Source organism: Streptomyces silvae (assembly GCF_016745505.1).
In the GTDB taxonomy this organism is placed as follows: domain Bacteria; phylum Actinomycetota; class Actinomycetes; order Streptomycetales; family Streptomycetaceae; genus Streptomyces; species Streptomyces silvae.
Window position 1 is genome coordinate 108564 of sequence record NZ_JAERUC010000028.1, and the last position, 11115, is coordinate 119678.

The 11115-nt window shown below is 72.1% G+C and carries 11 protein-coding genes; 6 read left to right on the plus strand and 5 right to left on the minus strand.

Annotated elements, in window-relative coordinates; translation table 11 throughout:
• Positions 1-59: 59 nt before the first annotated feature.
• The 4 genes from JKV81_RS04895 to JKV81_RS04910 all read right to left on the minus strand — a co-directional run bounded on the left by JKV81_RS04895 (position 60) and on the right by JKV81_RS04910 (position 4966).
• Complete coding sequence (locus JKV81_RS04895; RefSeq protein ID WP_202074988.1) at positions 60-2528, minus strand: ATP-binding protein; 2469 nt, start codon at positions 2526-2528, stop codon at positions 60-62.
• Between the two features lie 253 nt (positions 2529-2781).
• On the minus strand, positions 2782-3105 hold the full coding sequence (locus tag JKV81_RS04900; protein ID WP_073745281.1) for an STAS domain-containing protein: 324 nt from the start codon (positions 3103-3105) through the stop codon (positions 2782-2784).
• 243 nt (positions 3106-3348) lie between these two features.
• Entirely contained in the window at positions 3349-4197 is an 849-nt protein-coding gene (locus tag JKV81_RS04905; RefSeq protein WP_031091501.1) for a 3-hydroxyacyl-CoA dehydrogenase family protein, read from the minus strand.
• Between the two features lie 127 nt (positions 4198-4324).
• Entirely contained in the window at positions 4325-4966 is a 642-nt protein-coding gene (locus JKV81_RS04910) for a TetR/AcrR family transcriptional regulator (RefSeq protein ID WP_124274708.1), read from the minus strand.
• An 80-nt stretch (positions 4967-5046) separates the two neighbouring features.
• On the opposite strand from JKV81_RS04910, the gene JKV81_RS04915 reads away from it, so the two are divergent.
• Genes JKV81_RS04915 through JKV81_RS04925 form a run of 3 tightly spaced genes read left to right on the plus strand, consistent with a single transcriptional unit; the run spans position 5047 to position 7172 of the window.
• The gene (locus tag JKV81_RS04915; protein WP_129265461.1) at positions 5047-5829 is read left to right on the plus strand and encodes an ABC transporter ATP-binding protein; all 783 of its coding nucleotides are present in this window, start codon (positions 5047-5049) and stop codon (positions 5827-5829) included.
• A gap of 7 nt (positions 5830-5836) precedes the next feature.
• Positions 5837-6586, plus strand: a complete 750-nt coding sequence (locus JKV81_RS04920) for an ABC transporter permease (protein WP_129265460.1) — start codon at positions 5837-5839, stop codon at positions 6584-6586.
• Between the two features lie 13 nt (positions 6587-6599).
• A complete protein-coding gene (locus tag JKV81_RS04925; protein ID WP_129265459.1) occupies positions 6600-7172 on the plus strand; it encodes a cob(I)yrinic acid a,c-diamide adenosyltransferase in 573 nt (190 codons plus the stop codon).
• A 1-nt stretch (position 7173) separates the two neighbouring features.
• On the opposite strand, the gene JKV81_RS04930 is transcribed toward JKV81_RS04925, so the two are convergent.
• Positions 7174-7731: a hypothetical protein gene (locus tag JKV81_RS04930; RefSeq protein WP_129265458.1), complete on the minus strand. Its 558-nt coding sequence runs from the start codon at positions 7729-7731 to the stop codon at positions 7174-7176.
• Between the two features lie 97 nt (positions 7732-7828).
• Here JKV81_RS04930 and JKV81_RS04935 point away from each other — a divergent pair, with 97 nt between their 5' ends.
• From JKV81_RS04935 to JKV81_RS04945, 3 genes are all read left to right on the plus strand, one after another.
• Complete coding sequence (locus JKV81_RS04935; RefSeq protein WP_202074989.1) at positions 7829-9106, plus strand: sensor histidine kinase; 1278 nt, start codon at positions 7829-7831, stop codon at positions 9104-9106.
• Complete coding sequence (locus tag JKV81_RS04940) at positions 9103-9753, plus strand: response regulator (RefSeq protein ID WP_129265456.1); 651 nt, start codon at positions 9103-9105, stop codon at positions 9751-9753. The genes JKV81_RS04935 and JKV81_RS04940 overlap by 4 nt, the downstream gene beginning before the upstream one ends.
• 161 nt (positions 9754-9914) lie before the next feature.
• A partial coding sequence (locus tag JKV81_RS04945; protein WP_202074990.1) for a cellulose binding domain-containing protein occupies positions 9915-11115 on the plus strand: 1201 nt, incomplete at its 3' end.

Below are 11115 nucleotides of genomic sequence, written 5' to 3' on the forward strand. Positions count from 1 at the left end.
GAGAGCGCGAGAACGCCGTACGGGCCCGGATTCCGGGCCCGTACGGCGTTCTCGTGTTCTCAGGCCGTCGTCGGGGAGGCGGAGTCCTCCTCGGTCGCCGACGCGGTGACGGTCTCCGCCGGGCCGCTCGCGGAGTCGGACATGGAGGGTTCCGTGGTCGTCTCCGACTCCGAGGGGGTGGGGTCCGGGGACTCGGGATCGGTCGGCGTCTCGCTCGGGGTCTCGGTGTCGGGCGGAGTGGTCGGCGGCTTCGTGGGCTTCTTCGTCGGTGAGGGGCTGCCGTGGGTCGGCCGGTCGCTGGGGCTGCCGCTCGACGAGGCGCTCGTCTCCGGGTCGGTGCCGGGGCTCGACGTGCCCGGGGACGGGCTGCCGCTCGTGGACGGGGAGGCGGTGCCGGACGGCCCGGGGGACTCGGGGCCGTCGCCGGCCGTGTCCTCGTCGGCAGCCGTCTCGTCGGCGGGCTCGTCCGCGGGGAGGCCGTTCTCGCCGTCGTCCTCGCTCGCCGACTGTTCGGTCGTGACGTTCTGCCCGTCGGGGTCCTCGCTCCCCGAGGTGGCCCCGAGGGTGACCACGGTGCCGAGTACGGCCGCCAGCAGCGCGCCCGCGCCGACCGCGACGAGATTGCGCCGGGCGCCCCTGATCACGCCCATGCGCCCGGCGGGCGGGCCGGGGAGCGGCGGCTCCTGACGGGCAATCAGGGTCGCGGAGGTGTCGGTCAGCCGGGGGAAGAGGGGCTTGGCCTCCGGGATACCGGCGGGGGGCGAGGCCGACTCGTCGTGACGCGGGGCCGGCACCTCCTCGCCCGCCGGGGTGCTGTGGAGCGGTTCGCCGGAGCGGTCCGCGACGAGGGCGAGCGCCCGGCGTCCGGCCACCGCTCCGGGCTTGTCGGCGAGCGCCCCGCGCATGCCGATGGACGCCTCCAGTTCGGCCCTGGCCCGGTCGAGCTGGCCGGCGCAGAGCGCGAGGACGCCCAACTCGTGGTGGAAGTAGGCCTCCTCGGCCACCTCGCCGGCGATCCGTGCGGCCTCCAGGCCGGCCCTGAGGGCCTTCTCCCAGGCGCCCCACTGCATCCCCGCCGCGAAGGCGGGAGCGGCGCTGCGGGCCAGCAGGACGGCCACGCTGGCCTGTCCCGGGGCCTCACCGGGCACCAGTCGGCTCATCGAGGCCAGGAGCGCGTCCGCCTCGGCCACGGCGCGCTCCGGGGTGACGGAGGGGTGCCCCGCCCACCAGGCGTAGTGCTGGGCGGCGCTGCGGGCGTGCGCGTCCGCGCTCTCGTCGTATCCGCTCGCCTCCAGCTGCGCCAGGACGCCGGCGGCCAGCCGGTAGCGGGGGCCGGCCGGGGAGAGGAGTCCGCTGAGCGCCAGTTCGCCGAGGGCGGCGTCGGCGTGGGTGTCCCCCACGAGGGCCGGCAGGTGCGCCTGGTGGGGCACCTCACCGCCCAGCGCGACGGCGAAGCGCAGGGTCTCGCGGGCGGCCTCGCTGAGCCGGGAGGCGAGCAGGGCGGCGGGCGCGGCGCCCTCGCCGAGGCTGGGCAGCGGGAGACCGGCGGGCTCGACCCGGCCGAAGGGGGCGTCGGCCGGATCGTCCTCGTAGCCGTCGAAGGCGTCCTGGCCGGCGCGCAGGTCGTCGCGCTGGCGCAGCAGGGCGCCGGCCTGGACGAAGCGCAGCGGGAGGCCTTCGGACTCGAACCAGAGGTCTCCCGCCCAGTTCGCCTCCTCGTCGGTGAGCGCGCGCTCCACGACGTGTTCCATCAGCGCGATCGAGGCGCCGCGGTCGAGGCCGGTGAGGAAGACCTCTTCGAGGTTGGCGTCGGCCGCCGGGGCGGAGACGTCGGGGGTCGCGGCGAAGAGGAACGCGCACTCCGGGGTGGCGTCGAGCAGCTCCTGGAGCGCGGCGCCGCCGAGCTCCAGGTCGTCGACGACCACGACGGCGCCGATGCCGTGGACGAGCGAGAGGAGCTGTTCGCGGTCGGGGCGGTGCAGCGGGGCGCTGTAGACGGCCTCGAAGAGCGCGTGGAGCAGCTCGGCGGCGCTCCGCTTGTAGCCGGAGAGCCGTACGACGCCGTCGGGCGCCAGGTCCGCGCAGTCGGCGGCGACGGCGTCCAGGAGTGCCGTACGTCCCGAACCGGCGGGCCCGGTGAGGCAGACCGAGCGGCCACGGGCGAGCAGCCGGACCAGCCGCTCGCGCTCCTCCTGGCGCTCCAGGAGGGGCATCTGCGGTGCGGGCGGCCCCGGGGGAACGGGCGGCGCGGCGGCGCGCTCACGCTCCACGCGCCGGGCGGCGGTGTGCCGTACGGGCGCGTCGGGCCGCTCACCCGGCCGGCAGGGCTCGATCTCGCTGCCGTCGACCGGATTGACGGTGAGCAGGAAGTCGCCCGATATCAGCTGCACCGTGCGCGACGGCTGGGGTGTCTGGTGCCCGAGGTCGGGCGTCAGCGGGTCGCGGGACTGCCGCCGCCGCCCGGCGTCGTCGCCGGGCCGGTCGGTGCCGTGGCCGTACTCTTCCGGTCCCCGGTTGATCGGGTCCATCGTCAAAGTCCCCCAGACGCGCAGTGCGCGGTAGCCCCCTCCGGCCTCGCACGCCCCGCTGTCGCTGTCGCTCCCGGTCCGGTGTCCGCCAGTGGGTCTCGTCGATCGGCTGACGGCCGAACCCTAAACCTTCGCACAGTATCTACGAACCGGCGGGGGGCCGCGCGGCCCGCGACATCACATTCTCGTGAGGATTGTGCGTGTATCGCCGCCCGCGGGGGCTCCGCCCGGATCGCGGCCCGGGCGGGGGGTCTCAGACGCGTGGCAGGGAGTCCGCGGCGATCCCGCCCTCGATGGCCAGGATCCGGTGCAGTCTCGTCGCCACCAGCAGGCGCTGCATCTGCGGCGGTACGCCGCGCAGCACCAGCCGCCGGCCGGCCCGGCCGGCTCTGCGGTGCGCGCCCATGATGACGCCGAGTCCGGTGGCGTCCCATGAGTCGAGCTCGGTCAGGTTCAGCACGAGGTCGCCGGCTCCGTCGTCGACGGCCGAGTGCAGAACCGTACGGGCGTCCGCCGCGCTTCGGACGTCGAGGCGGCCCCCGACGACCAGCTCGGCGTGGTCGCCCCTGATGTGCATATGCGCTCCCCGGAAGTACTCCGCAGCAAGGTCGGTCTGTCTTTTTCTCTTTCTTCCTCTGCCACAACTGACTGCCGCAGCGACAGGGAAGTTGCCGTCTGTAAGCGAACCGATACCGAATTCACCCCGAGGGGTGAACAAGGTCCGCCGGTACCCGCCGGATCCGCGTGCCGGACGGCACCGGATCCCGGATCCCCGGCTCTGACTGACGGCGCATCAGGCAGCCGGGGACCCGGTTCGTGATCAGTAGGTGTAGAAGCCCTGCCCGCTCTTGCGGCCGATGTCACCTGCGTCGACCATCCGGCGCATCAGCTCGGGGGCGGCGAACTTCTCGTCCTGGGACTCGGTGTAGATGTTGCCCGTGGCGTGCAGGAGGATGTCGACACCGGTCATGTCGGCCGTGGCGAGCGGGCCCATCGCGTGGCCGAAGCCCAGCTTGCACGCGGTGTCGATGTCCTCGGCCGAGGCGACGCCCGACTCGTACAGCTTGGCCGCCTCGACGACCAGCGCCGAGATCAGCCGGGTGGTGACGAAGCCCGCCACGTCACGGTTGACGACGATGCAGGTCTTGCCCACGGACTCGGCGAACTCCCGCGCGGTGGCGAGCGTTTCGTCGCTGGTCTTGTAGCCGCGCACCAGCTCGCAGAGCTGCATCATCGGCACCGGCGAGAAGAAGTGCACGCCGACGACCCGCTCCGGGCGCTCCGTCACGGCCGCGATCTTGGTGATCGGGATGGCGGAGGTGTTGGAGGCGAGGACGGCGTCCTCCCGTACGACCTTGTCGAGCGTACGGAAGATCTCGTGCTTGACCTCGAGCTTCTCGAAGACGGCCTCGACGACCACGTCGGCGTCGGCCACCGCGTCGAGATCGGTGGTCGTGGTGATCCGGGCGAGCGCGGCCTCCGCGTCGGCTGCCTCCAGCTTGCCCTTGGCGACGAACTTGCCGTAACTGGCCTCGATGCCGCCGCGGCCGCGGGCCAGGGCCTCGTCGGTGACATCACGCAGCACGACGTCCCAGCCCGCCTGGGCGGAGACCTGCGCGATACCGGACCCCATGAGTCCGGCGCCGATGACGGCGAGCTTCCTGGCCACGTTTCGCACCCCAATGCTTCTCGGTCGTTCGCATGCTCTCCGGCGGAGATTAGTACCCGTGAGGGTCGTTACGGCCCCGAAGAGATGCGCGTCACGTCTCACATGACGGACATCACACCGGCCGGTGTCACCCGGCGGCGCGCCGCGCGTAGTTGAGCACCTTCTCGCCGAGGAGGTCCTCCATGTCGTCGAGCAGGACGAGCGCGTCGCGCGAGACCTCGTCCGTGCGGCGGCCTGCGACCATCTCGCCGCCGATGTACGCCATGAGCGTGCTGTGCAGCCAGGAGAGCTGACCGGCCACCAGGACCGGACCCTGGTCGCCCGGATCCGCCCCCGACTCCTCGCGCAGGGTCCCCTCCAGGTGGAGCTGGGCCTCCTGCCCGATGTGCCAGAGGCGGGCCTTGAGGGTGTCGGCGCCCTCGATGACCCGCATGAAGTGCGCGTAGCCGTCGATGAGACCGACCGTCGGGGAGACGCCCTCCACCTGGATCCGCAGTTCGCGCAGGACGGCCTCCGCGGCGGACTCCCCCGTGTCGCGGCCCCGGACGTAGCGCGAGAGCCGGTCGACGATGCCCCGGCTGCGGTCCAGGAAGAGGTCCTCCTTGGCCGGGAAGTAGTTGTACACCGTGTTCACCGAGACGTCGGCGGCCTCGGCGATCTCCGCGATCGTGACCGCGTCGAAGCCCCGCTCGACGAAGAGCCCGGTGGCCACGTCCGAGAGGTGCTGCCTCGTCCGGCGCTTCTTCCGCTCCCTCAGTCCCTCAGCCATGGCCCCATCGTACGGATCCCATGGTGCCTGAAATTTTGGAGGCATTGCAATTTTTCAGTGACTCTGTTTTTATGGTCACCATGCCAATCATCAGCACGTCCGGGCTCGCCCGGACCTTCACCACCAAGGCGGGGCCGGTCCACGCCGTGCGCTCGGTCGACCTGGCCGTCATGCCCGGCGAGATCGTCGGCCTCCTGGGGCCCAACGGCGCGGGCAAGACCACCACCCTGCGGATGCTCACCACGCTGCTCGCCCCCACCGGCGGCGCGGCCACCGTGGCCGGCTGCGACCTGACGGCGGACCCGGCGGGCGTCCGTGAGAAGTGCGGTTACGTCGCCCAGTCGGGCGGGGTGGACCCGCACATCAGCGTGCGGGAGGAGCTGGTCACCCAGGGGCGGCTGTACCGGCTGAGCAAGGTGGACGCGATCGCGCGGGCGGACGAACTCGCCGCGCACCTGGGCCTCGGCGAGCTCCTCGACCGCAGGACGGCCGCGCTCTCCGGCGGCCAGCGGCGCCGCCTGGACATCGCGATGGGCCTCACCCACCGTCCGGCCGTGCTCTTCCTCGACGAGCCGACCACCGGGCTGGACCCGGGCAGCCGGGAGGACCTGTGGGACCTGGTGCGGGGGCTGCGGGACGACTTCGGCACGACGGTCGTGCTCACCACCCACTACCTCGACGAGGCCGACGCCCTCGCGGACCGGCTGGTCGTCATCGACGGCGGCCTGGTCGTCGCCGAGGGCGCGCCCGCCGCGCTGAAGACCGAGCACGCCGGCTCCCCCGACGCCTCGCTCCACGAGACCTTCCTCGCGATCACCGGGCGCGCCCCGGCGGCCGCCGACCCCGCCCCCGTCGCCGTATAGGACCCCCATGCTGATCCACGACACCTCGCTGATCTTCGGCCGGTACGTCCGGCAGACCCTGCGCTCCCGGTTCCAGATCTTCTTCGGGATCCTGATGCCGCTGCTCTACCTGTTCTTCTTCGGCCCTCTCCTCACCGGCCTCCCGCTGGGCTCCACCGGTGACTCGTGGCAGGTCCTGGTGCCCGGACTGCTCCTGCAACTGGCGCTGTTCGGGGCCTCGTTCACCGGTTTCGCGATCATCATCGAGCAGTCGACGGGGGTGGTCGAGCGCATGCGCGTGACCCCCGTCAGCCGGCTGGCCCTCCTGCTGGGGCGGGTCCTGCGGGACGCCCTGCTCTTCATGTTCCAGGCCGTGCTGCTGGTGCTCGCCGCGCTGGCCATGGGGTTGCGCGCACCGCTGCCCGGAGTGCTCGTCGGCTTCGGGTTCGTGGGCCTGCTGACCGTCTCGCTGGCCTCGCTGTCGTACGCCCTGGCCATGAAGGTGCGTACGCCGCAGGAGTTCGGGCCGGTGATCAACTCGCTCACCATGCCGGCGATGCTGCTCTCCGGCCTGATGCTGCCGATGACGCTCGGCCCCGCCTGGCTGGACGTGCTGTCGCACTTCACGCCGTTCCGCTACCTGGTGGACGCGGTGCGGGACGCGTACGTCGGCTCGTACGCCACGGCGCACATGCTGTACGGGGTGGCGGTGGCGCTCGCGTTCGCCCTTCTGGCCGTGACGGTCGGCACACGCGTCTTCCGCAGGGCCGGAGCGTAACTACTCTGGCCCCATGGTCAATCTGACGCGCATCTACACCCGTACCGGCGACAAGGGCACCACCGCCCTCGGCGACATGAGCCGGACCGCCAAGACCGATCTGCGGATCTCGGCGTACGCCGACGCCAACGAGGCCAACGCCGTCATCGGCACGGCCATCGCGCTCGGGAACCTCCCCGAGGACGTCGTGAAGGTCCTCGTCCGGGTGCAGAACGACCTGTTCGACGTGGGCGCGGACCTGTCGACGCCGGTGGTGGAGAACCCGGAGTACCCGCCGCTGCGGGTGGAGCAGTCGTACGTCGACAAGCTGGAGGCGGACTGCGACACCTTCCTGGAGGAGCTGGAGAAGCTGCGCAGCTTCATCCTCCCGGGCGGGACCCCGGGCGCGGCGCTGCTGCACCAGGCCTGCACGGTCGTCCGGCGCGCGGAGCGGTCCACCTGGGCGGCGCTGGAGGTGCACGGCGAGGTGATGAACGCGCTGACGGCGACCTACCTCAACCGCCTCTCCGACCTCCTGTTCATCCTCGCCAGGACGGCGAACAAGGAGGTCGGCGACGTGCTGTGGGTGCCGGGCGGCGAGCGCTGAGTCAGCGGCCCGCCCCGACCCGGTCCTTCGGCTCCCGCTTGGGGGCGACGGTGTAGCCCACGGCGATGATCAGGTTGATCCCGATCACCCAGAGCATCTTCTGCTGCCACATCCGCAGCGAGCCGGTGTCCCCGTCCGCGCCGACGTACCAGACCGCCGCCTGGAGCAGGGCCGTCGCCGTCACGGCGGCGACGGTCCAGCGGCCGGCGGTGCGCCACTCGTGGGCGGCCCGCGCCATCCCGTACTTCGGGGGCTTCACCGGCGGCGGGCCGCCCGCGAAGCGGTGGGCGACCCGGGCGTCGACCCACGTGATGGTGGAGTGGCCGAGCCCCACGGTGAAGCCGATGTAGACGGCGGCCAGGCCGTGCTTCCAGTCGGGCTCGGCGCCGTTCTTCAGGTCGACGGCCGTCACCACCAGCAGGACCACCTCCAGCAGGGGCTCGCACAGCAGCACCGCGGCCCCGAGCCGGGGCTTCCCCGCGACGTACCGCAGCCCGAGGCCGGCGGCCAGCAGCACCCAGAAGCCGACCTCGCAGAGCACGATCAGTGTGACGATCACGGCGCATCCCCTTCCGGTCCTTCCGGTCCCCTCCAGGCTCCCTTCCGTACGGCGGCGGATCGTCGTCAGCAGTGACGAAACGTGACTGCATCCTTCGATGTACTCGCGCCTCACCCCGCGTACGGACGAGACGCGGGCCCGTGCCGTGTTGGATGGACGGGTGTCCACCTCTCCGCGACCGCACCGCTCCCTGCGACCGCACCGCCATGACGTCCTGACCGCGGTGACCGGTCTGACCGGCGGGCTCGTGCTCTGGGCGGCCGGGCTGCACACCCAGGGCGGCAGGCCCTTCGGCGCGCACTGGGTGGCGCTCGTGCCGCTCGTGGTGACGGCCGGCCTGGAGCTGCTGCGCCGGACCCGGCCGCAGACCGCGGTCGCCCTCGGGACGCTCGCGCTGGTCGCCGACCAGTTCACGACGGGCAGCCTGGCGACGCTCCTGATGTACACCGACCTCATGTACGCGGCCGTGGTCTACGGGACCCCGGCCGCCGCCCGGCGGATCCCGGTGGCCACCTTCCTGGTCACCGTCGCGGTCACCGTCGGGTTCTTCGCCTGGTTCCGGACCCCCGAGGCCCTGCTGATCGCGGTCGCGACCGGGCTGGTCCTCTTCGCCCCCGCGCTCACCGGGGTCAGCGTGCGCAACCACCGGGAGGCCGCGGAGGCGGCCCGGCTGCGCGCCGACCAGACCGCGCTGCTGGCCGAGATGGACCGGGTGCAGGCGGTGACCGCCGAACGCTCCCGGATGGCCCGTGAGCTGCACGACATGGTCGCCAACCACCTCTCCGCGATCGCCATCCACTCCACCGCCGCGCTCTCCATCGACGATCCGGGCACCTCCAGGGAGGCCCTCGGGGTGATCCGGCAGAACAGCGTGGACGGGCTGACCGAGATGCGGCGGCTGATCGGGCTGCTCAGGGAGAACGGCGCGGGCGGCCCGCCGGGCGCGGCTCCGACCCTCGCCTCGCTGGACGCCCTCGTCGGGCAGGCCGGCGCGAACTCCGCGTCCAGCGGGCTCACCGTCACCCTGGAGGACGGCCGCGAGGAGCCGGGGCCGCTGCCGGCGCCGGTGGAGCTGGCGGCGTACCGCATCGTCCAGGAGTCGCTGACGAACGCGCTGAAGCACGCGGCGCCCGGTCCGGTCACGGTCCGGCTGGAGCACTCGGGCGAGGTGCTGACGGTGGAGGTGAGCAGCGTGCTCGGTGCGCGCCCCGGCCCGCGCGCGCCCGGTTCGGGGGCCGGTCTGGTGGGGATGCGGGAACGGGTGGCGCTGCTCGGCGGGACCATCGGGGCGGGGCCGGAACCCCGGGGTGACGGCACGGAGATCTGGCTGGTGCGGGCCGAACTGCCCGTCGAGGAAAGGACGTACCGGACATGACGATCCGGGTACTGGTCGCCGAGGACCAGTCGGCGGTGCGCGCGGGGCTGGTGCTGATCCTGGGCAGCGCGCCGGACATCGAGGTCGTGGGCGAGGCGGTGGACGGCGAGGCCGCCGTACACCTGGCGCGCGAACTGCGCCCGGATCTGGTGCTGATGGACGTACAGATGCCCCGGCTCGACGGGGTGTCCGCGACCCGGCAGGTGGTGGCGGAGCGGCTGGCGGACGTGCTGGTGCTGACCACCTTCGACCTGGACGAGTACGTCTTCGGCGCACTGCGGGCGGGCGCGTCGGGCTTCCTGCTGAAGAACACCGAGGCCGGGGACCTGATCGACGCGGTACGCACGGTGGCGCGCGGCGAGGGCATGATCGCCCCGGCCGTCACCCGCCGACTGATCGAGGAGTTCGCCGGGAGCACCGCCCCGCGCAGGGCGGACGGGCCGGGCCGCGAGGTCCTGGACGCGCTGACCCGGCGGGAGCGGGAGGTCCTGGGCTGCCTCGGCGAGGGGCTGTCGAACGCGGAGATCGCCGGGCGTCTCCAGATGGCGGAGGCCACGGTGAAGACCCACGTCAGCAGGCTCCTGGGAAAGCTGGAGCTGCGCAGCAGGGTCCAAGCGGCGGTACTGGCTCAGGAGTTGGGCCTCTGACCCCGGGCAGGGTTCTTTGGTCTGGACCTCTTGACGATTGGTCCAGACCTTCCTAATCTCACCGGACACACTGCGGTGAGTACGCCATGACACAGCGAGCTCAGGGCGACGCAGGGTTTGACGGACCATCCCGATTGCCGGACCTCACCCGAGGAGCACCGTTGAGCACTGACACCCCCGTACGCCTCTCCCGGTTCAGACGGAGACCCACAGCCCGTACAGCCATCAGGTCCAGGACGGTCGCGGGTCTCACCGCACTGCTCCTCCCCCTCGCCGCGATGGTCGGCCTGGCCTCACCCGCCGAGGCCGCCACCTCCGCGACCGCCACCTACGTCAAGAAGTCCGACTGGGGCACCGGCTTCGAAGGCCAGTGGACGGTCAAGAACACCGGTACGACCGCCCTGTCCTCCTGGACGATCGAGTGGGACTTCCCCTCCGGCACCGCGGTCGGCTCCGCCTGGGACGCCGCCGTCACCAGCTCCGGAACCCACTGGACCGCCAAGAACCTCGGCTGGAACGGTACGGTCGCCCCCGGAGCCAGCATCAGCTTCGGCTTCAACGGCACCGGCTCCGGCTCCCCCACCGGGTGCAAGCTGAACGGCGCCTCCTGTGACGGCGGCCCCACCGTCCCCGGCGACAACCCGCCGTCCAAGCCCGGCACCCCGACCGCGAGCAACATCACCGACACCTCGGCGAAGATCAGCTGGAGCGCCGCCACCGACGACAAGGGCGTCAAGAACTACGACGTCCTGCGCGACGGCGCCAAGGTCGCCACGGTGACCACGACGACGTACACGGACACCGGCCTCACCAAGGGCACCGACTACTCGTACACGGTGCAGGCCCGCGACACCGCCGACCAGACCGGCCCGGTCAGCGCCTCGGTCGCCGTCCGCACCACCGGCACCACCGACCCGGGTCCCGGCCCCGGCGGCAAGGTCAACCTCGGCTACTTCACCGAGTGGGGCGTCTACGGGCGCAACTACCACGTCAAGAACCTCGTGACCTCCGGCTCCGCCGCGAAGATCACGCACATCAACTACGCGTTCGGCAACGTCCAGGGCGGCAAGTGCACCATCGGTGACGCCTACGCCGACTACGACAAGGCCTACACCGCCGACCAGTCGGTCGACGGCGTCGCCGACACCTGGGACCAGCCGCTGCGCGGCAACTTCAACCAGCTGCGCAAGCTCAAGGCGAAGTACCCGAACATCAAGGTCATCTGGTCCTTCGGCGGCTGGACCTGGTCCGGTGGCTTCGGTGCCGCGGCCCAGAACCCGGCCGCGTTCGCCCAGTCCTGCTACGACCTGGTGGAGGACCCCCGCTGGGCCGATGTCTTCGACGGCATCGACATCGACTGGG